This window comes from Pseudomonas versuta, assembly GCF_001294575.1.
GTDB classification, from domain to species: domain Bacteria; phylum Pseudomonadota; class Gammaproteobacteria; order Pseudomonadales; family Pseudomonadaceae; genus Aquipseudomonas; species Aquipseudomonas versuta.
Window position 1 is genome coordinate 4,472,791 of the sequence record NZ_CP012676.1, and the last position, 24,626, is coordinate 4,497,416.

Annotated in this window: 23 protein-coding genes; 12 read left to right on the forward strand and 11 right to left on the reverse strand. The window is 55.9% G+C overall.

Annotation, left to right across the window (positions count from 1 at the left end):
* Positions 1-42: 42 nt before the first annotated feature.
* The 3 genes from AOC04_RS19995 to AOC04_RS20005 are packed head-to-tail and all read left to right on the forward strand — an operon-like array spanning position 43 to position 1,823.
* Positions 43-672 (forward strand): FMN-binding negative transcriptional regulator, encoded by a 630-nt coding sequence (locus tag AOC04_RS19995; protein WP_060696308.1) that lies wholly within the window; start codon positions 43-45, stop codon positions 670-672.
* Between the two features lie 4 nt (positions 673-676).
* A complete protein-coding gene (locus tag AOC04_RS20000; protein ID WP_060696309.1) occupies positions 677-1,129 on the forward strand; it encodes a GNAT family N-acetyltransferase in 453 nt (150 codons plus the stop codon).
* A gap of 13 nt (positions 1,130-1,142) precedes the next feature.
* On the forward strand, positions 1,143-1,823 hold the full coding sequence (locus tag AOC04_RS20005) for a GNAT family N-acetyltransferase (RefSeq protein ID WP_060696310.1): 681 nt from the start codon (positions 1,143-1,145) through the stop codon (positions 1,821-1,823).
* A gap of 229 nt (positions 1,824-2,052) precedes the next feature.
* On the opposite strand, the gene oadA is transcribed toward AOC04_RS20005, so the two are convergent.
* Both oadA and AOC04_RS20015 read right to left on the reverse strand, forming a co-directional pair.
* Entirely contained in the window at positions 2,053-3,861 is a 1,809-nt protein-coding gene (gene oadA, locus AOC04_RS20010) for a sodium-extruding oxaloacetate decarboxylase subunit alpha (protein ID WP_060696311.1), read from the reverse strand.
* An 11-nt stretch (positions 3,862-3,872) separates the two neighbouring features.
* Complete coding sequence (locus AOC04_RS20015) at positions 3,873-5,288, reverse strand: acetyl-CoA carboxylase biotin carboxylase subunit (protein WP_060696312.1); 1,416 nt, start codon at positions 5,286-5,288, stop codon at positions 3,873-3,875.
* A gap of 190 nt (positions 5,289-5,478) precedes the next feature.
* Between AOC04_RS20015 and AOC04_RS20020 the strand changes: the two genes are divergently transcribed.
* Positions 5,479-6,441 carry a LysR family transcriptional regulator gene (locus AOC04_RS20020; RefSeq protein WP_060696313.1) on the forward strand — a complete coding sequence of 321 codons (963 nt, stop codon included), beginning with the start codon at positions 5,479-5,481 and terminating at the stop codon, positions 6,439-6,441.
* On the opposite strand, the gene AOC04_RS23650 is transcribed toward AOC04_RS20020, so the two are convergent.
* The 3 genes from AOC04_RS23650 to AOC04_RS20030 form a co-directional block, all read right to left on the reverse strand.
* Positions 6,383-6,595: a PA3496 family putative envelope integrity protein gene (locus AOC04_RS23650; protein ID WP_073509878.1), complete on the reverse strand. Its 213-nt coding sequence runs from the start codon at positions 6,593-6,595 to the stop codon at positions 6,383-6,385. The genes AOC04_RS20020 and AOC04_RS23650 overlap by 59 nt on opposite strands.
* A gap of 182 nt (positions 6,596-6,777) precedes the next feature.
* On the reverse strand, positions 6,778-7,644 hold the full coding sequence (hexR, locus tag AOC04_RS20025) for a transcriptional regulator HexR (protein WP_060696314.1): 867 nt from the start codon (positions 7,642-7,644) through the stop codon (positions 6,778-6,780).
* Between the two features lie 135 nt (positions 7,645-7,779).
* Positions 7,780-9,654: a putative bifunctional diguanylate cyclase/phosphodiesterase gene (locus AOC04_RS20030; protein ID WP_073514888.1), complete on the reverse strand. Its 1,875-nt coding sequence runs from the start codon at positions 9,652-9,654 to the stop codon at positions 7,780-7,782.
* Positions 9,655-9,874: 220 nt separating this feature from the next.
* Here AOC04_RS20030 and uvrD point away from each other — a divergent pair, with 220 nt between their 5' ends.
* The 3 genes from uvrD to AOC04_RS20045 all read left to right on the forward strand — a co-directional run bounded on the left by uvrD (position 9,875) and on the right by AOC04_RS20045 (position 13,672).
* Positions 9,875-12,058: a DNA helicase II gene (uvrD, locus tag AOC04_RS20035; protein WP_060696315.1), complete on the forward strand. Its 2,184-nt coding sequence runs from the start codon at positions 9,875-9,877 to the stop codon at positions 12,056-12,058.
* 217 nt (positions 12,059-12,275) lie between these two features.
* Positions 12,276-13,130, forward strand: a complete 855-nt coding sequence (locus AOC04_RS20040; protein ID WP_060696316.1) for a Tim44 domain-containing protein — start codon at positions 12,276-12,278, stop codon at positions 13,128-13,130.
* 134 nt (positions 13,131-13,264) lie between these two features.
* Entirely contained in the window at positions 13,265-13,672 is a 408-nt protein-coding gene (locus AOC04_RS20045; protein ID WP_060696317.1) for an SMI1/KNR4 family protein, read from the forward strand.
* Between the two features lie 115 nt (positions 13,673-13,787).
* Here the strand turns inward: AOC04_RS20045 and AOC04_RS20050 are convergent, their stop codons facing one another.
* Complete coding sequence (locus AOC04_RS20050) at positions 13,788-15,548, reverse strand: cation:proton antiporter (protein WP_060696318.1); 1,761 nt, start codon at positions 15,546-15,548, stop codon at positions 13,788-13,790.
* A 287-nt stretch (positions 15,549-15,835) separates the two neighbouring features.
* On the opposite strand from AOC04_RS20050, the gene AOC04_RS20055 reads away from it, so the two are divergent.
* Entirely contained in the window at positions 15,836-16,321 is a 486-nt protein-coding gene (locus AOC04_RS20055; RefSeq protein ID WP_060696319.1) for an acyl-CoA thioesterase, read from the forward strand.
* Positions 16,322-16,381: 60 nt separating this feature from the next.
* Here the strand turns inward: AOC04_RS20055 and pdxY are convergent, their stop codons facing one another.
* A complete protein-coding gene (gene pdxY, locus AOC04_RS20060; protein WP_060696320.1) occupies positions 16,382-17,254 on the reverse strand; it encodes a pyridoxal kinase PdxY in 873 nt (290 codons plus the stop codon).
* A 113-nt stretch (positions 17,255-17,367) separates the two neighbouring features.
* Between pdxY and AOC04_RS20065 the strand changes: the two genes are divergently transcribed.
* Complete coding sequence (locus AOC04_RS20065; protein WP_060696321.1) at positions 17,368-17,775, forward strand: DUF3301 domain-containing protein; 408 nt, start codon at positions 17,368-17,370, stop codon at positions 17,773-17,775.
* 265 nt (positions 17,776-18,040) lie between these two features.
* Here AOC04_RS20065 and AOC04_RS20070 read toward each other — a convergent pair whose 3' ends face one another.
* From AOC04_RS20070 to zigA, 3 genes are read right to left on the reverse strand one after another with little or no spacing between them, the layout of a single operon-like run.
* Complete coding sequence (locus AOC04_RS20070) at positions 18,041-19,003, reverse strand: CobW family GTP-binding protein (protein ID WP_060697000.1); 963 nt, start codon at positions 19,001-19,003, stop codon at positions 18,041-18,043.
* 40 nt (positions 19,004-19,043) lie between these two features.
* Positions 19,044-19,694 carry a DUF1826 domain-containing protein gene (locus tag AOC04_RS20075; protein ID WP_060696322.1) on the reverse strand — a complete coding sequence of 217 codons (651 nt, stop codon included), beginning with the start codon at positions 19,692-19,694 and terminating at the stop codon, positions 19,044-19,046.
* A complete protein-coding gene (gene zigA, locus AOC04_RS20080) occupies positions 19,694-20,902 on the reverse strand; it encodes a zinc metallochaperone GTPase ZigA (protein WP_060696323.1) in 1,209 nt (402 codons plus the stop codon). Before zigA ends, AOC04_RS20075 begins: the two co-directional genes overlap by 1 nt.
* A gap of 145 nt (positions 20,903-21,047) precedes the next feature.
* On the opposite strand from zigA, the gene folE2 reads away from it, so the two are divergent.
* Both folE2 and AOC04_RS20090 read left to right on the forward strand, forming a co-directional pair.
* Positions 21,048-21,941: a GTP cyclohydrolase FolE2 gene (gene folE2, locus AOC04_RS20085; protein ID WP_060696324.1), complete on the forward strand. Its 894-nt coding sequence runs from the start codon at positions 21,048-21,050 to the stop codon at positions 21,939-21,941.
* Positions 21,941-22,501 (forward strand): gamma carbonic anhydrase family protein, encoded by a 561-nt coding sequence (locus tag AOC04_RS20090; protein WP_060696325.1) that lies wholly within the window; start codon positions 21,941-21,943, stop codon positions 22,499-22,501. The genes folE2 and AOC04_RS20090 overlap by 1 nt, the downstream gene beginning before the upstream one ends.
* On the opposite strand, the gene AOC04_RS20095 is transcribed toward AOC04_RS20090, so the two are convergent.
* Positions 22,502-23,023, reverse strand: a complete 522-nt coding sequence (locus AOC04_RS20095; protein ID WP_060696326.1) for a DUF3617 domain-containing protein — start codon at positions 23,021-23,023, stop codon at positions 22,502-22,504.
* A 138-nt stretch (positions 23,024-23,161) separates the two neighbouring features.
* Between AOC04_RS20095 and cls the strand changes: the two genes are divergently transcribed.
* The gene (gene cls / locus AOC04_RS20100) at positions 23,162-24,601 is read left to right on the forward strand and encodes a cardiolipin synthase (protein ID WP_060696327.1); all 1,440 of its coding nucleotides are present in this window, start codon (positions 23,162-23,164) and stop codon (positions 24,599-24,601) included.
* Positions 24,602-24,626 lie beyond the last annotated feature (25 nt).

A 24,626-nucleotide genomic window follows, 5' to 3' on the forward strand; every position in this document is an offset into this window, starting at 1 on the left:
TTAGCCTGCCTAGGATGCAGTCATTCGCCAAGGAAAATCTCTATGTACGTGCCCCGCGCCTTCGCAGAAAGTGATATCCGCACACTGCATCAACAGATGCAGGCCACGCCGTTGCCGGTGCTGGTCACCCATGGCAGCCAGGGCCTGCTCGCCAGCCATGTACCGCTGTTGCTAAACCCGGATGAAGGCCCCAACGGCACGCTGTATGGCCACCTTGCCCGCGCCAACCCCCATTGGCAGGCATTGGCAGAAGGTGCCGAGGCGCTGGTTATTTTTGCCGGAGAGCAGGCTTATATCAGCCCGTCCTTCTACCCCAGCAAAGCTGAGGACGGTAAATCCGTACCCACCTGGAACTACCTTGCCGTTCACGCCTACGGCCAGGCCGAGGTATTCGATGATGCCGAGCGCCTGCTGACGCTGGTCAGTCGCCTGAGCAGCAAGCACGAAGCCAGCCGACCCGAGCCGTGGGCCGTCAGCGACGCTCCCCGGGGTTACATCGACAGCATGCTCAAGGCGATTGTGGGTTTCAGCCTGCCAATCTCACGCCTTAACGGTAAACGCAAACTCAGCCAGAACCGCAGCACCGCCGACCAGCTCGGCGTGCGTAATGGACTGCTGGCCACCAACAACCCGCAAGACCACGCCCTCGCTCAATTAATCGCTAAGGAATAGCAACATGGCTCAGCCACTGCAGATCAAACCCGCCACCGCCGCCGATCACGATCAATGGCTGCCGCTCTGGCAGGCGTATTTGAGCTTTTATAAAACCGAACTGCCCGCCGAGGTCAGCCAGTCAACCTGGGAGCGCTTTCTCGACCCGGCCGAGCCGACCCATCTGGCGCTGGCCTGGAAGGACGACGAGGCGGTGGGCATGGTGCAGTTTATTTATCACCGCTCCAACTGGAGCATTGGTAACTCCTGCTACCTTCAAGACCTGTTTGTCAGCCCCCAGGTACGCGGCACCGGTGCCGGGCGCCGGTTGATCGAGCATGTTTACGCTGCGGCCAAAGACAATCAGTGCGCCAAAGTGTACTGGTTGACCCAAGAGACCAACGCGACCGCCATTCGGCTTTATGAGCGAATGGCCGAGCGTCCCGGCTTTATTCTATTTCGCAAAGCCTTGTCATAAAAAGGAACGCGCAATGCCTGAAGATCTACAACATTGGCAGCCAGCCAGAACGCCGGATACACGAACACTCGAAGGGCGCTTCATTCGTCTGGAAAAGCTCGACCCGGCGCGTCATGGCGATGAATTATGGCTAGCCTTACAAGGCCCCGAAGGTGATCCCAAGCTATGGGATTACTTGCCGTACGGACCTTTCAATGAACGCCCGGCATTTGATGCCTGGCTGCAGAACAACGCGGCAAGCCGCGATCCGCACTTCTATACCGTTGTCGACCAGATCAGTGGCCAGGCCCAGGGCACCATCAGCCTGATGTGCATAGTTGCCGAACACGGGCGCATAGAGATCGGCCACGTCACTTTCGGCGCTCCAATGCAGCGCTCGCCGAAAAGTACCGAAGCGGTCTACCTGCTGGCCAAGGAAGCCTTCGCGCTGGGCAATCGACGCCTGGAGTGGAAGTGCAACAATGACAACGCCAGATCAAAACGTACCGCAGTACGACTTGGGTACACATATGAAGGCGTTTTTCGCCAGCATATGGTGGTCAAAGGCAAGAATCGTGATACCACGTGGTACAGCATTATCGGTACGGAATGGCCAGTTATAGCCGCCGGCTTCGAAAAATGGCTGGCACTGGATAACCAACCCGAAAGCGGCCAGATCAAGTCTCTGGAAGAATGCAGGGCAGCAACTGTATAAATTTTGATCAGAACGCCCGACAAGGACTGCCGGGCTTTTTTGTGTCTGGAAGGGATTAAAACTTTGCGGGTTTTTGACCGGGTCATTTCTGCCCCCCTTTTTTTGGCGGTGAGCTGACAAACCTCGCGAGCAAGCTCGCTCCTACAGGGGGGGGGGACCTTAAATCCCGGGCAAAAAAAGGGGAGCACATGCTCCCCCGAGGTTTAAAGCGTTTGGATCAAAGGCAGTATCAGGCTTCGATTTCGATCAGGATTTCGCCCGGGTTAACGCGATCGCCTTTGATCACATGAATGAGGAGGATCTTGCCGGCGATGGCGGCCTGTACTTCGGTCTCCATTTTCATCGCTTCGGTAATCAGTACCGATTGGCCAGCCTTAACGGTGTCGCCCACCTTGACCAGAACATCGACAATGTTGCCCGGCATGGCAGTGCTGACGTGCCCCGGCTCGCTGGCCTGCTTGCGCTTGCTGGAGGCACTGCCGACGAACTGGTTGAGCGGCTCGAACACCACTTCTTCTGGCATGCCGTCGATGGACAGGTAGAAGTGGCGCTTGCCCTCAGCCTTGACGCCCACACCGGTGATGTCGACGCGGTAGCTCTCACCGTGCACGTCGATCACGAACTCGGTAGGTACACCTTCACCGCCGGCACTGCTCACGCCACCCGCCTCAGGGATCGGCAGCAGCACTTCCGGAGCCAGGGTGCCGGCTGCACGTTCTTCAAGGAACTTGCGACCGATATCCGGGAACATCGCATAGGTCAGTACGTCTTCTTCGGACTGGGCCAGCGCACCAATTTCGCCACGCAACTTGACCATTTCCGGCTTGAGCAGATCCGCAGGACGCACGTCGATCAACTCTTCGTTACCGATGGCCTGACGACGCAGTTGCTCGTTGACCACGCCCGGCGCCTTGCCGTAGCCGCCCTGCAGGTAGAGCTTCACTTCGTTGGTGATGGTTTTGTAGCGCTCGCCGGCCAGTACGTTGAAGAACGCCTGGGTGCCGACGATTTGCGAGGTCGGGGTAACCAGCGGCGGAAAGCCCAGGTCTTCACGAACACGCGGGATTTCGGCCAGCACTTCGCTCATGCGATTCAGGGCGCCCTGCTCTTTGAGCTGGTTGGCAAGGTTGGAGATCATCCCGCCCGGCACCTGATTGACTTGAACGCGAGTGTCGACCGCGGTGAATTCGCTTTCAAACTGGTGGTACTTCTTACGGACGGCGTAGAAGTACAGACCGATTTCCTGCAGCAGTGCCAGGTCGAGGCCGGTGTCGTATTCGCTGCCTTTAAGGGCGGCAACCATCGACTCGGTACCCGGATGGCTGGTGCCCCATGCGAAGCTGGAGATCGCGGTGTCGATGTGGCTGGCACCGTTTTCGATGGCCTTGAGCTGGCACATGGCGGCCAGACCCGCGGTGTCGTGGGAGTGGATAAAGATCGGCAGGCCAATTTCAGCCTTCAGTGCCTTGACCAGCTCGCCCGTGGCGTATGGCGTCAGCAGGCCGGCCATGTCCTTGATCGCCACCGAGTCGCAACCCATGGCTTCCATCTGCTTGGCCTGGGCCAAAAACGCTTCAGTGGTATGCACAGGGCTGGTGGTATAGGCGATGGTGCCCTGGGCATGCTTGCCGGCCGCCTTGACCGCCTCGATGGCCACACGCAGGTTACGCACGTCGTTCATGGCATCAAAGATGCGGAATACGTCGATGCCATTAACGGCCGCTTTAGCGACAAAGGCTTTGACCACATCGTCGCTGTAGTGGCGGTAGCCCAGCAGGTTCTGGCCCCGCAACAGCATTTGCAGACGAGTGTTGGGCAAGGCTGCGCGCAGCTGGCGCAGACGCTCCCACGGGTCTTCTTTAAGGAAGCGTACGCAGGCATCAAAGGTAGCGCCGCCCCAGACTTCCAGTGACCAGTAGCCGACTTTGTCGAGCTTGTCGCAAATCGGCAGCATGTCTTCAGTGCGCATGCGGGTGGCCAGCAGCGACTGGTGGGCATCACGCAGGATGGTGTCGGTTACAAAGATCTTATTGGACATGAAAATATTCCTCACAGGCCTGCGTGGGCGGCAATGGCGGCGGCGATGGCCAGGGCCAGCTCTTCGGGTTTGCGCTTGATCGAGTAGTTGGTCAGTTCAGGATGGCTTTCTACGAAGCTGGTGTTGAACTGGCCACTACGGAATTCCGGGTTACGCAGGATTTCCTGGTAGTACGCAGCGGTGGTTTTGACCCCTTGCAGACGCATGTCGTCGAGGGCGCGCAAACCACGGTCCATCGCTTCTTCCCAGGTCAGCGCCCATACCACCAGTTTCAGACACATGGAGTCGTAATACGGTGGAATGGTGTATCCGGTATAAATCGCCGTGTCAGTACGTACGCCAGGCCCGCCGGGTGCGTAGTAACGGGTGATCTTGCCGAAGCTGGGCAGGAAGTTGTTTTTCGGGTCTTCGGCATTGATCCGGAACTGCAGGGCAAAGCCGCGGTGCTGAATGTCTTCCTGCTTGATCGACAGTGCCAGGCCGGAGGCGATGCGAATTTGTTCGCGAACAATGTCGATGCCGGTGATTTCTTCGGTGATGGTGTGTTCCACCTGCACCCGGGTGTTCATTTCCATGAAGTACACCTCGCCCTCAGCGAGCAGGAACTCCACGGTACCGGCGTTCTCGTAACCCACCGCCTTGGCCGCGCGCACGGACAGGTCGCCGATGTAGGCACGCTGTTCCGGGGTCAGTTGAGGACTTGGGGCGATTTCGATCAGCTTCTGGTTGCGGCGCTGGATCGAGCAGTCGCGCTCGAACAGATGCACCACGTTGCCGAAACTGTCGCCAAGAATCTGCGCCTCGATGTGCTTGGGGTTAACGATGCATTTTTCGAGGAACACTTCAGCCGAGCCAAAGGCCTTGGTGGCTTCGGAGATAACCCGGGGGAAAGCCTGTTCTAGCTCTTCGCGGCTGTTGCAGCGACGAATCCCGCGACCGCCACCGCCGGACGTAGCTTTAAGCATCACCGGGTAACCGATGCGCTCGCCTTCGACCAATGCTTCGTGGATATCGGCAACGTTGCCTTCAGTGCCCGGGGTGACCGGTACGCCGGCCTTGATCATGCTACGGCGCGCTTCGGTCTTGTCGCCCATGCGGCGAATGACTTCGGCGGACGGACCGATAAACTTGATTCCGCGCTCGGCGCAAATATCAGCCAGCTCGGCGTTTTCTGACAGAAAACCGTAACCGGGATGCAAGGCATCGCAACCGGTTTCCACGGCCAGGTTCACCAGCTTGCGCGGGTTGAGATAGCCGGCCAGAGGGTCTTCGCCAATGCTGTGCGCTTCATCGGCGCGCTTGACGTGCAAGGCATGCCGGTCAGCTTCGGAATAGACCGCTACAGAGCGAATACCCATTTCGGCACAGGCACGCACGATGCGGACGGCGATTTCTCCGCGATTGGCGATCAGGATCTTTTTTATCACTTGGAGTTTTCCTAAAGCCTATGGAACAAACGACCTGCTAGACCAGGTCGGCACGTGTCCAAATGTGTCTGAACCGTTGTAGGGCCACACTAGACCCACGCAGAGATAAACAAAAATCAATATTTCTTGGGTCATGCATAAGCAAAGACTTATAGTCAGATCACTTGCCGCTCTGGATAACTCATAAAAAATGCGTAAGTCATTGATGCGTATAACTTTTCGACAACTTCAGGTATTTAACGAAGTCTGCGATTTACGCTCTTACAGCCGCGCTGCGGAAGAAATGTCTCTTACCCAGCCTGCTGTCAGCCTGCAAATTCGCCAGCTTGAAGAGCTTGTCGGGCAGCCATTATTCGATTACGTCGGTAAAAAGCTGTACATGACCGAAGCGGCTGAAGCGCTTCAGTTGGCCAGTCGGGATATTTTCGGGCGCCTCGAAAACCTCGATATGCAGCTCTCCGACATGCTGGGGTCACTGCAAGGGCAACTGAAACTGGCGGTCGAATCGAGTGCCAAATATTTCGTCCCGCACTTGTTTGCCGCATTCAAGCGCCAGCACCCGGAAGTCAATTTGCAGCTCACGGTAGTCAATCGCGCGCAGGCGGTGCGCAGGCTGTCGGACAACCGCGACGATTTGGTCATTATGTCGATGGTGCCGCAAGACATGGGCCTGGAGTTTCTGCCGTTTTTGAATAACCCGATTGTTGCCGTGGTCCCGGCGGGCCATCCGCTGTGTGCTCTAGGCCCGTTACGCTTGCAGGATCTGGAGCCCTACACGCTGCTGATGCGCGAGCAGGGGTCTGGTACGCGCATGGCCTGTGAAGAATATTTCAAGGAAAAGCGCGTTCACTTCAATCAGACGCTGGAAGTGGCATCGAACGAATCCCAGCGTGAATGCGCAGTGGCCGGGTTGGGCGTGGCGCTATTGACCCGCCACGCCGTCAGCCTGGAGCTGGCGACCGGCCTGCTGTGCGAGCTGCCGGTCGAAGAGTTGCCGTTGTATCGCAGTTGGTGCGTGGTGCAGGCCAAAGCCAAACGCCTGTCACCGGTAGCCCATGCATTTTTGAGCTTTATCCGCAGTGAGCGCCTGCAAATCAGCGCGCTGGTTGAGCGTTTCGACGGTCAATTGCCGCAGACGCCTGCCAATAATTGAGCGCATTAAGGTCGGGGTAATCGGCGGTTTCCATACTCAGCTGGCGTTGATTGGTCAGGTCTTCGATCGCACGACGGAAGGCCATGCGACGCTGGTCTTCTTGCTGACGGCGGGTTTTGACGGCGCTGTTGCGTTCTTCGTAAGGCTGAGCCATTTCGAGTCTCCCAAGGCGTGTACGGGAGCTTCACGATGGACTTTGTTTATGACGACTTGGCGAAAGCGCGATGACAGGGGGATGAAAGCTGAAAATAGACCTGCAGGAGCGAGCTTGCCTCACGATCTTGAAAGCTCAAAAGATCGCGAGGCAAGCTCGCTCCTACAAAGATTGTTCGACGCTTAGTCGTCGTTACTTTTCAACGATTTGGGCGACAGACGCAAACTGCGAAGGCTGCGTTTTACGCTTTTAAGGTGGTTGACCAGACTCGGGCCACGGGCCATGGCAACCCCCATCGCCAGCACGTCAATCACCACCAGGTGAGCAATACGCGACGTCAGCGGGGTATAGATTTCGGTGTCTTCGTGAACGTCGATCGCCAGGTTGATGGTCGAAAGCTCCGCCAGGGGCGTTTGGCTTGGACACAAAGTGATCAGGCTTGCACCACTTTCACGCACCAGATTGGCAGTGATCAGCAGGTCTTTGGAGCGGCCGGACTGAGAAATGCAAATCGCCACGTCTGTGGGCTTCAGGGTTGCGGCCGACATCGCCTGCATGTGCGGGTCAGAGTAGGCGGCAGCGGTCAGCAGCAGACGGAAAAACTTGTGCTGGGCATCTGCCGCTACAGCGCCGGACGCACCAAAACCATAGAACTCAACCCGCTGCGCTTGCGACATCGCCGTCACGGCTCGCTGCAGCGCCACCGGGTCGAGCTTTTCGCGCACGTCCATCAGGGTGTGCAGCGTGGTGTCGAAAATTTTCAGGCTGTAATCAGCAACCGAGTCGTCTTCATGAATCGCAAACTGACCAAAACTGGCACCGGCGGCCAGGCTTTGCGCCAGCTTGAGCTTCAGATCCTGAAACCCGGAACAGCCAATTGCGCGGCAAAAACGCACGATCGTAGGCTCGCTGATGCCGACGCTGTGAGCCAGGTCAGCCATGGAACTGTGCATTACAGCCGCAGGATCAAGCAGCACGTGATCGGCGACCTTGAGTTCCGATTTACGTAACAGGTGGCGTGACTGGGCGATATGTTGCAGCAGGTTCAAAGGGCAGGACTCGGTCTGTAAGCGGCGGACGCCGGGGATGTAGCAATCTTGTAGTTATACTACAAGAATTCGCTTTCTGCCCAACCAATACATCGCCCTGCTCCAGCACTTGCCGCCATGTAGCTCTTTTGCGCACTACAAAATGACTACACCGCTACGCAGTAAATCGCCTAATGCCGTGGCGTGTACCGGACGGCTGATCAAGTAACCCTGAACCTCGTCACATTGCCGGCTCTTGAGAAACGCAAGCTGCACCTCGTCTTCAACACCTTCAGCGACCACCTTGAGGTCCAGACTGTGGGCCATTGCAATAATCGCGACGGTAATGGCTTCGTCTTCGCTGCAACGCCCTACACCGCGAATAAAAACTTGATCGATCTTCACGTAATCCACCGCAAACCGCTTGAGATAACTGAGCGATGAATAGCCGGTGCCGAAGTCATCAATCGCCAGCTTCACCCCCAATTCGTGTAGCTGCTGGAAGGTCGTGATGACGTGCTCAACATTGTCGAGCAACTGGCTTTCAGTTAATTCAAGCTCCAGGCAATGCGGCGCCAGCCCGGTTTCTTCGAGCACCTGGCGCACCAGACTGACCAACTTGCCCTGACGCAACTGATGGCCCGACAGGTTGACCGAAACACGGATCGGCGCCAGCCCGGCATGCTGCCACTCGCAGGCCTGACGACAGGCTTCACGCAATACAAACTCGCCGATGGCACCAATCAGGCCGGTTTCTTCGGCCAGCGCGATAAAATCGCTGGGCGGCACACTGCCCAGCTGCGGATGATCCCAGCGCACCAGGGCTTCGGCTGCATGCAGGCGCCCCGTGCGCAGGCACAGCTTGGGTTGATAGAAAACATTGAGCTGGCCTTCGGCAATGGCTTTGCGTAGCTGGTTTTCAAGCTGCAAGCGCTCAAGGGTGCTGTGCTGGCGGCTGTGACTAAAAAACTGAAAAGTACCGCCGCCCACGTGCTTCGCCTGCTCCATGGCCTGACTAGCCTGGTTGACCAGGGTCGCGATATCCCGTGCGCTGTCGGGCAGCAGGCTGATCCCCATTGAGGCGCTAATTACCAGTTCATGGCCATCAATCATCAGCGGCCGGCCGAGTTTACTCAATAACCGGGTGGCGACCCGTGCCAGACTGGTCAGGCTGGCATAGGTATCGAACAGGACGGCAAACTCATCGCCCGACAGGCGTGCAATCGTGTCGGCCTCGGGCAAGGCCTTGGTGATGCGCTCGGCCACTTGCTGCAGCACCTGGTCTGCCAGTTCATGCCCCAGACTGTCATTGAGCAGCTTGAAGCGGTCGAGGTCGATGTGCAGCAGTGCCAGGTTGCGTGAACCCTGACGCACCCGCTGACTGGCTTCTTCAAGGCGTTCCTTGAACAAGAGGCGATTGGCCAGCCCGGTGAGCTCATCAAAATGGGTGAGGTGGCGCACCCGCATTTCAGAGATACGCCGTGCCGAAAGGTCGCTGATAAAGGCCACGATATGACTGACGCTTGCGGCCCGGTCGCGCACCACTTTGAGTTGCAGCCACTGCGGGTAAAGTTCGCCGTTTCTGCGGGTTTCAACCAGCTCCCCCTGCCAGCTGTCATGCTGGTTCAGTGAAGTCTGAATAACGGGGAAATGACGATGTGCATCTCGGCTACAGGCCAACTCATCGACCCTGCGCCCGACCAGTTCTTGTACCTCATACCCGCTGATCCGGCTAAAGGCCTGGTTGACCGCCAGCATTTTGTAAGCCGGGTCGAGAATCACGATGCCTTCACCGGCCGCTTCAAATACCGTCGCCGCCAAGCGCCGCTGTTCCACTTCACGAGCCAGCTCCATGTTGAGTTGTTTACTCAGGACGTTGGCTTGCTGCAGGTCCTCAATCAACCCCTGGTGATGCCGACGACGCATCTGTCGACTCTGATTTACTTTCCAGCCGAGCACACTCATCAGCGCCAGAAAAATACCGGAGCCTATGCCGATAGAACTACCCAGCGAGCTAAAACCCTGAATCATCGGCAAAATTCTTATAAGTGGTGGATGAGCCAAAAAGTTGACCGAGCATACACAAGCAACGTCAGCTACCAAATAGAGGAAAACAGTGGCGCGAATTGAGCCGTCCAGCGCGCTCACTCAAGGGGGGCTTTTTCAACACCGCAGGCAAAGCAATGCCCGGCGGTCAAACTGAACGGGATTGGGGTTTGCCCGGTTTGTCTGCGCCCCCTAGAATGGCCCGATGCGCGATGATCTCTCTCTCTTGTTAAATTCCCTCAACGATGCCCAACGTCAGGCCGTCACGGCCAGTGTCGGGCGTCAGTTGGTTCTGGCCGGCGCAGGTTCCGGCAAAACCCGTGTGCTGGTGCACCGTATCGCCTGGTTGATCCAGGTCGAAAACGCGTCCCCTCACTCCGTACTGTCGGTGACGTTCACCAACAAGGCCGCTGCCGAGATGCGTCACCGCATCGAACAGTTGATGGGTATTAACCCGGCCGGCATGTGGGTTGGCACCTTCCACGGCCTGGCTCACCGCCTGTTGCGTGCTCACTGGCAGGAGGCCGGGCTGAGCCAGACCTTCCAGATTCTCGACAGCGATGACCAGCAACGCTTGGTCAAGCGCGTGATTCGTGAACTGGGCCTTGATGAACAACGTTGGCCGGTGCGCCAGGCGCAATGGTTTATCAACGGCCAGAAGGACGAAGGCCTGCGCCCTAAACATATTCAGGCCAGCGGCGATTTGTTCCTGTCCACCATGCGCAATATTTACGAGGCCTATGAGGCCGCGTGCCAGCGCGCGGGAGTCATCGACTTTTCCGAGTTGCTGTTGCGGGCCCTCGATCTGTGGCGCGATAACCCGGGGCTGCTGGCGCATTACCAAAAGCGTTTCCGACACATTCTGGTGGACGAATTCCAGGATACCAACGCCGTTCAATACGCCTGGCTCAGACTGCTGGCCCAAGGCGGCGACAGCCTGATGGTAGTGGGCGATGACGACCAGTCTATTTACGGCTGGCGTGGCGCCAAGATTGAGAACATCTATCAGTACTCAACCGACTTCCCCGACGCTGAAACCATTCGTCTGGAACAAAACTATCGCTCCAGTGCCGGTATCCTCAAAGCGGCCAACGCCCTGATTGCCAACAACACCGGGCGTATGGGCAAAGAGCTGTGGACCGACGGCGGCGAAGGCGAAGCGATCAATTTGTACGCGGCCTTCAATGAGCACGACGAAGCACGCTATGTAGTCGAAACCATCGAAAGCGCTCTGAAAACCGGCCTGTCCCACAGCGATATCGCCATTTTGTACCGCTCCAACGCCCAATCGCGGGTGCTTGAAGAAGCCTTACTGCGCGAGCGTATTCCATACCGTATTTATGGCGGCCAGCGATTTTTCGAACGCGCCGAGATTAAAAACGCGATGGCTTACATGCGCCTGCTTGAAGGCCGTGGCAATGATGCAGCCCTGGAGCGGGTGATTAACGTTCCTGCTCGCGGTATTGGCGAAAAAACCGTCGAGGCCATTCGCGAGCATGCACGCCATAGCGATGTGTCGATGTGGGAAGCCATGCGCCAGCTCATCGCCAACAAAGCTCTGCCCGGACGCGCTTCTGGCGCCATCGCCGGTTTTATCGAGCTGATCGAAAGCCTTTCGACAAAAGTCATGGAGATGCCGCTGCATCTGATGACCCAGACCGTCATCGAGCAAAGCGGGCTGATTGCCTACCATCAGGCGGAAAAAGGCGAAAAAGGCCAGGCCCGGGTAGAGAACCTTGAGGAACTGGTAAGCGCAGCCCGCAACTTCGAAAACAATGACGAAGACGAGGAGCTGTCGCCATTGGCCGCGTTCCTGGGGCATGCATCGCTGGAAGCGGGCGACACCCAGGCCGAAGAGCACGAAGACGGCATTCAGCTGATGACGTTGCACAGTGCCAAAGGTCTGGAGTTCCCGTACGTCTTCCTGGTGGGCATGGAAGAAGGCCTGTTCCCGCACAAGATGAGCCTGGAAGAGCCGGGCCGTCTTGAAGAGGAGCGTCGTCTGGCTTACGTGGGCATTACCCGGGCCATGCATAACCTGGTAATGACCTACGCGGAAACCCGACGCCTCTACGGCGCCGAGACCTACAACAAGGTTTCGCGTTTCGTTCGTGAAGTGCCGAAGGGGCTGATTCAAGAGGTACGGTTATCCAACAGCGTCAGCCGTCCTTTTGGCGGCGGTCAAATGCAAAGCGCCAGCAGCCTGTTTGGAGGTTCGGAGATTCCGGAAACAGAATTCAAACTCGGCCAGCTGGTCAAACATGCGGTGTTCGGTGAAGGCGTCATCCTCAACTTCGAGGGCGCAGGCGCACAGGCGCGGGTGCAGGTGAACTTCTCCGAGGGCAGCAAGTGGCTGATGATGGGCTACGCCAAACTTGAAGCCGTCTGACAGACGTCCTACAGCTATTCAGGAATAAGGTAAGGTTAACCCTATGCTCTTGTGGGATCTGGCTACCAGCTCCCACAAGATATTTGCCATTTTCCTGCACTGATAAAATCCAAGCCTTACAGCCAAACAGGCAAAAGCCCGAAACACTTCACCGCTAGCCAGTCACACCTCACCTGTGCAACATGGCGCGCGTGTTATCCACAAATGGGAACCCCTTATGAAACGTTTTCTTAGCATCGCCATGGCGCTGTGCATCGGTTTGACGATGAGTCTCGACGCGAACGCCAAGCGCTTCGGTGGCGGCAAGAGCTTTGGTTCGGCCCCTAGCCATCAAGCGCGCCAGGCCGCTCCAGCCGCAGCCCCTGCTGCTGCCGGTGCTGCGGGCGCAGCTGCTAAAGCCGGTGGTGCTTCGCGCTGGCTCGGCCCTCTGGCAGGCCTCGCCGCAGGCGGTCTGCTGGCCTCCATGTTCATGGGCGGCGGCTTCCAGGGCATGCAGTTCTTCGACATCCTGATCATGGCGGTCATCGCCTTCCTGATCTTCCGGTTCATTGCCGCCCGTCGCCGCAAGCAACAGGCTGACATGATGGCCCCGGCTGGCCACGCGCCAATGCAACGCGAAGCGTTCGATGCCAAGCCTGCGGCTCCATCGATCTTCGGTGGCGGTTCGGCTGCACCTGCAGCACGCCCGGTAATCAACGCCCCGGCCTGGTTCAACGAACAGAACTTCCTTGAAGCTGCGCGCAACCATTTCCAATCCCTGCAACAGCATTGGGATGCCAACGAAATGGACAAGATTGCCGAGTTCGTAACACCGCAAATGCTCGAATTCCTCAAACGTGAACGCGCGGACCTGGGTGATGGCTTCCAGTCGACTTACATCGATAATCTGACCGTGCAACTGGACGGCCTGGATGATCGTGCAGACAAAACCATCGCGACCCTGACCTTCAGCGGCCTGTCGAAAACTTCGCGTTTTGATCAGGGCGAAGCCTTCAGCGAAAGCTGGAACATGGAACGTCAGCAAGGCGATAACCAGCCTTGGCTGGTTGCCGGTATCCGCCAGAACGGCTGATCCCACAGGCATCACAGGTTGTAACCAAAGCCCCGGACTTGTCCGGGGCTTTGCATTTCACGATTGCACTTATAACGAGCTACTGTATAAAGCGCGTCATATAAACCGCGCCATAGAGTATGAGGATTGAGGTCGTGGAAGAGATCATCGAAGAGCTACGTGAAAAAAATGAGCGGGTCCCGGTTCCGCTGGAACTGCCAGATGAAGACCAGCTGGTGGAAATCGAGGAACAACTGTTCATTGATATCCCGTTTGTGTTCAGAGAGTTTTTGCTGACCGTCAGTGACGTGGTGTATGGCAGCCTGGAGCCGGTCACCGTGACTGATCCGCAGTCCCATACCTACCTTCCTGAAGTGGCAGCAACCGCCTGGGATGCAGGTGTTGATCGCAGCCTGATCCCGATTTGTCAGGATGGCGACGACTACTACTGCGTGGAAGAAGACGGCACTGTAGTGCTGTGGTCCGGCGAAGAAGAACTGGTCACCGAAGAGACCTGGGAATCCGTCTGGCACTGGGCACGGGACGTTTGGCTGGAAAGCTGATACCTGTCCCCCTGGTTATTTGGCAGGAGCGAGCTTGCTCGCGAGGGCATGTGCACGGTTTTTCAGTGCTCCGCCAGCATCGCGAGACAAGCTCACTCCTGCAGAGCCGGATTATCTAGTGGCCGCTCTCCTTGTGATTGTCCAGGGTCTCCAGTAGCGCCACCTGCATGCGCGTATGAATCCGGATAAACCAGCGCCACAATACGGCCGCAACGCCCGCAGCCACCACCGCAATCACTATCAGCAGTTCATTGGTCGGCAGGATGCTCGCCGACAGCGCTGACAGCAGCAGAAAAATGACCAGCAACGACAAAATCGGGATCACTTCAGAAATCACCCGACGCACGCGCTGCGTATGTCGCCCCGCCATTTCGGGTTTGACCCCCATCTCAGCCAACAACATCGAGAGCGCTTTAAGCTTGCGATAGGCCGCGATCAAAAACGGCAGTGACAGCAACAAAGCCGCGCCCCAGATCATGCCTTTTTGCCAGCTCGGCTCCAGAATCCAGCCCTGAAAATAACGCCCGATTCGCGGCGCGAAAAATCCGCCTGTAAAAAAAATAGCGATGACCAATGCCAGGTTCACCCCCACCTGGAGCAATATTTTCCGGATCATGGCCGCCAGTAACGCGCCCTCTCCCTGCGGTTGAATACTGCGCAGCCATTCGCCATACAGTCCGAAAACCCGGGACAGCCGATTGGGCATGACCTGTGCCAGTTTGTGCGAGAGCGGATCTGCTGCCCGAATAAGGTAAGGCGTCATCAGTGTGGTGAGCACCGACACAGCGACCGCTACGGGGTACAAGAAGCTGCTGGTGACCTGCAATGTCATCCCCAGCGCCGCAATGATGAAAGAGAACTCCCCAATTTGCGAAAGCCCCATCCCGACCCGCAATGAGGTACGTCCGTCGTTACCTGCGATAAACGCACCCAGCCCACACGAAAGCATCTTGCCCAGCACCACAGCGATGGTAATCACCACGATCGGCAGTGCGTATTCCAAAAGGATGGCGGGGTCGAGCATCAGCCCGATGGCGACGAAAAAAATAGCGCTGAACAAATCACGTACCGGTTCAATCAAGCGCTCTATTTTTAGCAACTGACGAGATTCGGCCATGATTGCGCCAATCAAAAAGGCGCCGAGCACCATGCTGTATTCCAGCTTGACCACCAGCAGGCAAAAACCAAAACACAGCCCCAGCACGGTGATCAGCAACATCTCATTACTTTCGAACCTGGCGACATAGGCCAGCACACGCGGCACCAACAAAATACCGATCACCAGCGCCACGATCATGAATAACGACAGTTTGCCGACGGTCGAGAACACTTCTTCAGGGCTGACGCTGCCGCTGACGGCAATGCTGGACAGCAGCGCAATAATCCCGATGCCTAAAATATCCTCAACAATCAGCACGCCAAAAATCAGCTGCGCGAAGCGCTCGTTTTTCATCTTCAGGTCGTTAAGGGCTTTAACGATGATAGTGGTCGAGGAAATGGCCAGAATTGCGCCCAGAAACAGCGAGTCCATGGTGTTCCAGTCGAACCAGCGACCAATTTCGTAGCCGATCCAGATCATCAGCGTTATTTCCATAAACGCCGCAATGAAGGCCGTAGCCCCGACCTTGAACAGTTTGCGCAGGCTGAATTCCAGCCCCAGACAGAACATCAAAAAAATCACCCCGAGTTCAGCCAGGGTCTTGATCGTCTGCTCGTCGTGGATCAAGCCAAACGGCGGGGTGTGCGGACCGATAATAAAACCCGCAACGATGTAACCCAGCACTACCGGCTGCTTGAAACGGTGGAAAAGGATGGTCACCACGCCTGCAACCAGCATGATGACTGCCAAATCCTGGATGAAACTGATGGCATGCATGGCTTGACGCTCCCTGTTTAATTTTCACCAAGCAACAAGACGACAGACACAGCTAGTTACGCTGTGAGTGTCGTCCGTTTTAAATGTAGGAATTACCCGATTGACAGGCTTTTGCAGGTTAACACCGCGACTTCAAGCTGAAAGGCGGTGCAATATATGGAAACAGATAGACATAAGCGTGACGGCAGCCAAAACGGCAGCGTCCCGTTATTAACTGTTTCACAATTCGACAAGTATCCGCAGAGATACCCATTTCACTGCTGCAACACTACCGCGAGCCTGCTGCTATGGAACCCGGAAACGCCCAACTGTCGATGACGGTCCTGATGACCCCGGATATGGCCAATTTTTCTGGCAATGTCCACGGCGGAACCCTGCTCAAGTACCTCGATGAAGTCGCTTACGCCTGCGCCAGCCGCTATGCGGGTCGCTATGTAGTCACCTTGTCGGTGGATCAGGTTATTTTTCGTGAACCCATTCACGTCGGCGAGTTAGTCACCTTCCTCGCGTCGGTCAACTACACCGGCAACACCTCGATGGAAGTCGGGATTAAAGTGGTTACCGAAAATATCCGTGAGCGTTCTGTGCGCCACACCAACAGCTGTTTCTTCACCATGGTAGCTGTGGACGACGACCGCAAACCGGCAGCCGTACCGCCTTTGCAGCCAGTCAACAGCGAAGACAAACGCCGCTTTATCCAGGGCAAGCAACGTCGCCAGATCCGCCAGGAACTGGAACAGCGCTATAGAGAGTTGAAACACGAAGGGGTGTAACCCGTGACAGCACTCTGTGGGAGCTGGCTTGCCAGCTGCCACAGATGATCGATGAAGTGCCTACAGACTGATCGGTACAGCCTCAAACCGCACGCGCGGATGGGCTATGCGGTCCTGGGCCCGAATCAGCTGCAGCTCGTAGCTTGTACAGGCCTGGGTCTCGAGCAACACCTCGTGCACCGCCGCCGCCGTGAACTCAAACGCAGCCACCAGGCTGTCACCCAGCAACACTCGCGCCAGGAACAACCCGGACGTCAGGTCGCCAACCCCCACAGGCTGACGCGGGAAGGCCAACAGTGGACGGCGCAAGTGCCAACTGCCCTCAGCAGTCACCAGCAGCATCTCGAAACTCTCAGCCGGTTTGCCGGGATAAGACAAATGCTTGACCAGCACCGCTTTCGGGCCGCGCGCCAGCAGACTGCGGGCCATCGCCAGGCAGTCGAACAGTGATTGCGGCTGACGACCGCAAAAACTGTCCAGCTCCAACTGATTCGGACATAAAAAATCCGCCATCGCTGCAGCTTCTTCGAGCAGGAAATTACTGACTTCCTCAGGCACGATGCAGCCTTTTTCAGGGTGCCCCATTACCGGATCGCAGAGGTACAGCGCATTGGGGTTGACCGCCTTTATGCGCGCCACACCACTAAGAATCGCCCGCCCTTGCGCGGCACTGCCCAGGTAGCCGGACAAGACCGCATCGCAATTGCCCAACTCACCGATTGCGGCAATGCCGTCGACCAGCGCAGGAATTTGTTCGGGAGCCAACACTTCCCCGGCCCACTGACCATACTGTGTGTGATTGGAGAACTGCACCGTGTTCAAAGGCCATACGTTCACCCCGACACGCTGCATGGGAAACACAGCAGCGCTGTTGCCTGCATGGCCGAAAACCACGTGGGATTGGATGGCGAGTAAATGAGGTGTACGTTTCATGCCGGATTCCAGACTGCGGGTGGATTCAAGCCACGCAGTATGCGACTAAACGCAACCTGTACGACAGGCTGAAGACGCAGTTAAGCTGAACCTCATCTGCTGGAGCGCACGTAATGCTGACCCTTGGAAATATGTTTGTGCTGATGCTGCTGGCAACTGGCGCTGCCTGGCTGTGGCACAACCACGGCCTGCGCGAACGGGCACTGGAGCGGGTCAAACAGCACTGCAAAAAGCTTGATATCGACCTGCTGGATGAAAACGTCGCGCTTAAAAAAATCGGCCTGGTACCCGATGCCAACGGCCGCAAACGCCTGGCACGCGTCTATGACTTTGAATTCACGGTAACCGGTGAACAACGTCACACCGGGACCATCACGCAATTCGGTGCCCATAGCGCAAAAATCGAACTGCCACCCTACCCGTTCAAAACTGAGCCTGAAGCTGAACCTCGCGAGGTCAACAGCGCTCAGGTGATCGAACTCAGCCAATGGCGTCAGGAACACAGCAAAACCCGTCACTGACCCTTGATGGCTGACGAAGCACCCGCAGGAGTCGCCAAAAAACACTCCTGCCGTTAGCCACTCCCTTCAAGACATCGCAGGCAACAGGCCTGTGGATAACTTTCCAAAAACCAGCCTAAAACCCTCTGAATAGACACTTCTGGGGAATATAAGCCGGGGATAATTCATGTGCGAAGCGTGGATTGTAGGACAACTTTACCAGCACAAAATGTGCCCGAAATACCCTGTTTTCGGGCGTAACAAAAAAACAGACCTGCGCAAAACACTACTCAAGGCAGTTTTTTAGCCCGAAAAGCAATGAATTCAGATCCTGTTGCTGATCGAAAATCAGTTCAATGCGTGAATCCCTGCGCCATTCACTAGATTTCCAGGCTGCAACGCAGTTATCCACAGAATTGGTTGAGAACCAGCCCCCAGAACCATGAATAACCAGCTTTGCACGGCGCCAATTCAGGCTTTGCAGCCATAGTTGCAGCCGACTCAAGGAAAATTGCCGGGACGGATGCCAGCGCCACCCCACACTCCATCCTTCAGGCTGAAGCTGAGTCATTACAATCGGGGTTTCGGGGCTCGAAAATACCTGTCCAATATGACTAATATCTTTATAAATCAATGACTTATCCACAGCATGAGAATCTCTCATAGTGGCTACAGGCAGCGTATTTAAAGGGATCCGACCCTGCTCGACCCATAGGATCGGGCACTTTGGCAGGCCATATGCAATCCGCTCACGTTGCTCATTTGGCACACTATTAGATTTATTCATGACCACTAATCCAGCAATTTCCAGAGCCGTTTGCTGGGTTTCGGGCAGGGATTTTCCCTGAGCCAGCGCTTGTGCATCGAGCACCATGACACAGGGCTGCAACGCTAAAACACCAAGCCACGGAGCCTGGCTGAGTTGCTTCAGAATTTGTGCTGGATGCCCAAGACCAGAGGGTTCGATAAACAACCGGTCGGGCCGGGCCTTGCGTAAAAGACGACTCAGGCCTATTTGAAAAGGTGCGCCATTGACACAGCACACGCAGCCGCCAGCCACTTCGGCAATAGCGATAGCATCGTCTTCCTGGCTCATTAAAGCCGCATCAAGACCAATCTGACCAAACTCATTAACCAGCACCGCCCAGCGTTCGTGCGCAGGCTTTTGAGTCATCAGGTGCTGAATCAGACTGCTTTTGCCGGCGCCTAGCGGGCCGGCAATCACGTGGGTAGGAATGTTGTGCAACATCATCGCCAGCTTCTGTGTGGATCGAAGCAAACAATATGCCTCAGGCCAGCCAATCGAGGGTCAAAATCAGCCGTCGCTCCCCGGCAACCACTGCCGGTGAGCGATGGATCAGGCCAGTGCCGTCATTGCCCTGCCATTTTTCGCCTTTGAGCAAAGCCACTTCACCCGTATTTATTTGCTCAATCATCGAACCGTCCGCTGGCTCTGCAAGTGCCTGACCCAGATTCCGACGCGCCATCACGCCTTCCTTCAGCCACTGGCTACCTTTCCCCGCGTAGGTGGTAATAAGTCGTACAGGCACATGGTCTACATGAAACCGCGGACACATCGCCTTATCCAGGGCCCTGAGACGCAGCCCAATGCGTTTTGCGCCCAACAGACAGGCGTACGCACTGACCAGCCAGGAAATGTCAGCAATAAAGCTCTCGTAGCCCTCCAGATCGTTAAACCTGGAGGCAAGGCCTGTGAGGTTCGGCCGTGTTTTTTCATCGGCCATTTCAAGTATCAAGGCGTCGGCCAATGGCTCATTCAGCGAGAGCAATAAAGTGGAAAAATCGCCGATATGCACCGGTAACTGACGCTGCCAAATTGTCAGATTGACGTCATCTTCAAGAATTCTCGTCATGACATCCGGGGTCTGGCCCCGCACATCACTGACCAAAGGCTGGGCAATACGAGCGAGCGTTCTCATCACACCGCCACCTCTTCATGCCATTGGCCGAACGGGTCTTTCAGCTGCTTCCATTGCTCGACACCCAAAGACATTTCTTGATCATCAAGCAAACAGGCATCGAGTTCCGCGGTCAGCAGCGCAAAGTCGATGTGCTGGCCGATGAAGACCAGTTCCTGGCGGCAATCTGCGGTCTCCGGAAGCCATTTTTGCAGGATTTCAGCCTTGGTTTGCGCATCCTGTGGCCATTGGTCGCGCGGTACGAAACGCCACCAGCGTCCGGCAAATCCATAACGCATCAAGCCCCCTGCCTGCGACCAGCTGCCCGCCTCCTGAAATTTGCTGGCAAGCCAGAAAAAACCTTTTGAGCGCAGCAATTTACCGTTGGTCCAGGGACGATCAATGAAATTAAAGAATCGTTCAGGGTGAAAGGGTCGCCGCGCTCGATAGGCAGTCGACGCAATCCCGTATTCTTCAGTTTCCGGAACATGCTCACCGCGTAACTCTTCTAACCAGCCCGGGGCCTGGGCTGCCCGTTCAAAGTCGAAACGTCCGGTATCGAGAATTTTTTTCAGCGGCACTTCACCCATCACCATCGGAATGATTTCGGCCTGAGCATTCAGGCGCTCAAGAATGGCGATTAATTCCCGACGGGCGGTACTGCTGATGAGATCAATTTTGCTGATCAAGATAACGTCGGCGAACTCAATCTGCTCAATTAGCAGATCGGTTATTGAGCGCTCATCGTCTTCGCCCAGGGTCTCACCTCGGGAGGCAAGACTCTCTGCTTCCTGATAATCCTGTAAAAAATTCAGACCATCGACCACCGTAACCATGGTGTCCAGACGTGCGATATCGGCCAGGCTTTGACCTGAATCGTCTCGAAAAGTGAAGGTTTCGGCCACAGGTAACGGTTCTGAAATACCCGTCGATTCGATCAATAAATAATCAAACCGCCCTTCTTTGGCCAATTTACTGACTTCCTCAAGAAGGTCTTCGCGAAGCGTGCAACAGATACAGCCATTGCTCATTTCTACCAGTTTTTCTTCGGCACGATTGAGCGTCACATCACGCTGAACCTCGCCAGCATCAATGTTGATTTCACTCATGTCATTGACGATGACGGCCACACGCAAGTTGTCGCGGTTACGCAAAATATAATTTAGCAGGGTGCTTTTTCCTGCTCCGAGAAATCCGGATAGCACAGTCACCGGCAAACGTTCAGGCATAGGAGTTCCTCATCAGGGTTGGCAGGTCAAAGCGCCCGCTTGTTGGCAAGACCGATTCTGGCCGTCGATAATGATACATTATAACAACACAAATCATTAGAATTGTTATCTTGTAACAACACCCTTCCTCTCGACGGAATCCCCTATGAATGCCCTAAGCCTTCCAGACATCGCTTCACAAAACGCTCGACAAGCCCTCCCCCTGGAATGGGTCGGAATGTGCGGGGTTGCACTGCCCGTTCTCATTAAGGGGAAACAGCACGCTGCAACTGCCGATGCAGGGGTTAGCCTGGATGACGGCGAGGCTCGCGGAATCCACATGTCGCGCCTTTATCTAGCGCTAGAAGTTCTCGAGTCGCAGGAGCTGAACCCTCTACTTTTTAAAAAAATTCTGCAGCGATTTCTTGACAGTCACGACGATTTATCAATCTGTGCTTACCTGAAAATTCACAGCCAGGTACTGCTAAAACGACCGGCACTGGTCAGCCCTTTAAGTGGCTGGAAGAGTTACCCGGTCAGCATTGCTGCGTCTCTGAAAACCGGTATGTTCCACGTGGAACTAAAAATTGAGGTGACCTATTCATCCACATGCCCGTGCTCAGCGGCATTGGCACGTCAGTTAATCCAGCAACAATTCGCCAATGACTTTTCCAACAAGCCACTGCAACACACTGAAGTTTTAACCTGGCTAGGCAGTACACAGGGCATCGTTGCGACGCCCCATAGCCAAAGAAGTACCGCCTGCATCCAGGTTCATCTCAACACCGAGCTACAGAACTTTCCGATCGACATGATCATTAATGAAGCCGAACGGGCCTTGGGTACTGCGGTACAAACCGCGGTAAAACGAGCAGACGAACAAGCCTTCGCTCTGGCCAATGGACAAAACCTGATGTTTTGTGAAGATGCTGCTCGGCGTTTGAATGTCGCGCTTAAGACCGCTCCCGGGGTGAAAGGCTTCAAGCTGAAAGTGGTTCACGCCGAAAGTCTGCACAGCCATGACGCAGTCGCTGAAAGCCGCTGGAACTGGAGAGCCTGATGATCCGTAAAAATCCATCCGGCGATTTACCGCAAATAGCAGAGTCCGCATACGTCGACAGAACCGCCATCATCTGCGGCAAAGTGGTGATCGGCGAAAATGTATTTGTCGGACCCTATGCTGTTATCCGCGCCGATGAAGTCGACAAGGATGGCGGGATGCAACCCATCAGCATCGGCGCCAATTCCAATATTCAGGATGGTGTGGTCATTCACTCAAAGTCCGGAGCGGCCGTGACTATTGGTGAAAACACTTCGATAGCGCACCGTTCCATCGTCCACGGACCTTGCCGCGTTGGCGATCGAGTGTTCATCGGATTCAACAGTGTGCTGTTCAATTGTGAACTGGGTGACGGTTGTGTTGTGCGGCATAACTCGGTCGTCGATGGCCGCGACCTGCCGCAAAACTTCTACGTACCGTCCACCACACGTATCGGACCAAACACTGACCTGAGCCAGTTTTCACCCGTCAGTGTCAGTGAGTCGGAATTTTCAGAGGACGTAGCGCGCACCAACGTAGATCTGGTGCGCGGCTATAAAGCGCTGCAAAACGAGTTTTGATCAGGTGCGCGGTTTGACTGTTCCACAGTTTTGTCCGAGCCAGACCGCGCGCGTATCCATGCTGCCCTTTTGCTGAATGCCCGTCGCGTTGAAGGTGCCATTCACCTGGGTGGTGAATTCACGATCGCTGGAGAATGTTGCTATGCCCGCGCCCTGGGCTTTTGGGCAACTAAAGCGGAACTTCCATTTATTTCCACTACGCTCAGTAATCTGCTGATTACATCCTGACTTGGGATCAGTCAGCGGAATCTCATCCGATTTAACCTGATCGGGCGTGAGACAAACCCGAACGCCTTTGCCGCCCATCGTAAGCCCCTGGTTCTCGAGCTGGGCCTTTTGCTCCGGCGTCAGCATGTTCTGTAATTGACCTAACATTACCTGCAGGTCTGGCAGTTGCTGCCCGTCTACCTGCATATTGCTGGAGGTTAGTTCCCACAGACCCGGTTGCAGCATCTGGGCATGGGCCGCCACGGGGATCGACAAACCACAGGCCATAAATAGCCCAAGCAGACGAACATTCATCAAGTAACTCCTACGGAATTGTCCGCATTAGACGTCAAAAATTGAAGGGCGTTGCACGCGCAACTAAATAGGGACATTCATAACAGAACATGGTCTGTTAGTAGTTACAACGTTGGACATTGAGGAGCAAGGATACGCATGGATTATCTAGGCCCACACGTTTTTGGATACCTGATTTTATTGATCCACAGCCTGGGCTTGATTGCCGCAGTGCATGCAGTACTGACTGTCAGAACGGCGCAGGGCTCGATTGCCTGGGCCATGTCCCTATTCTTTATTCCTTACTTCACACTGATCCCGTATCTGATTTTTGGCCGCAGCACGTTCGACGATTACATTCGGGCCCGGCGTGAAGCCAATCAGGAAATGCGTGAAGCCATCTCCGATCTCAACTGGCGCCCCTGGGTTGAGGAAGCCCTTGCCGCACGCAGTTCCAAGGCCTACACCTCGTTGCGGGCCATGCCAAAACTGGGGCGCATGCCGTGCCTGGCGAACAACACCGTACGTTTGCTGATTAATGGCACCGCTACTTTCGATGCAATCTTCAAAGCCATTCGCGAGGCAAAACAGGTCGTACTGGTTCAGTTCTTTATCGTCCATGACGACGACATCGGCATGAAGCTGCACGCACTGCTGCTGGAAAAGGCCGCCCAAGGGGTTGCTGTCTATTTGCTCTATGACAGCATTGGTAGCCATTCCCTGCCCAAAAGCTACGGCGAAAGCCTGCGCGCTGGCGGCGTGCAAACCTATGCGTTCGCCACCCATGGCGGGTGGATCAGCCGCTTCCAGGTGAACTTCCGTAACCATCGTAAAGTCGTGGTGGTCGATGGCGTGAAAGGTTTCGTCGGCGGGCACAACGTAGGCGATGAATATCTGGGCGCCAAACCGCCTCTATCTCCGTGGCGCGATACCCATGTCGAAGTCAGCGGTCCTGTGGTGGCCTGTCTGCAGGAATCATTTGCCGAAGACTGGTTCTGGGCTGCACGCAAATTGCCGCCCTTGATCCTGCCGCCAAGTTATCCGGACGGTGGCGTACTGTGCCAGTTCCTGGCCAGCGGGCCGGCGGACCCCTACGAAACCTGTTCGCTGTTTTTCGTTGAGGCCATACACGCAGCCAATCAACGGGTGTGGATAACAACGCCCTACTTCGTGCCTGATGAAGCGGTGTTCTCGGCCTTGAGACTCGCGGTACTGCGCGGGGTCGATGTGCGTATCCTGATACCGTCACGCCCGGACCACAAAATTGTTTACGCAGCATCCAGCCTGTATGCCTTTGAAGCAGTGCGCGCAGGGGTACGGATCTTTCGTTACCAACCGGGTTTTGTGCATCAAAAGGTGGTGCTGGTGGACAACGAAATCAGCGCCATAGGCAGCGCCAATATGGACAACCGTTCGTTCCGCCTCAACTTTGAAGTCATGCTGTTAACGGTTGACCAGGCGTTCGCCAGTGAAGTGGAGCACATGTTGATTGATGACTTCGCCCTGGCCCGCGAAATTACCGAGGCCGACATCAAGGCTACCCACCGCCTGCAACAACTGGCCATGCGCGTTGCCCGACTGGTATCTCCGGTCCTGTAAAAAAGGCCGTGTCGCTTTGCGCGGC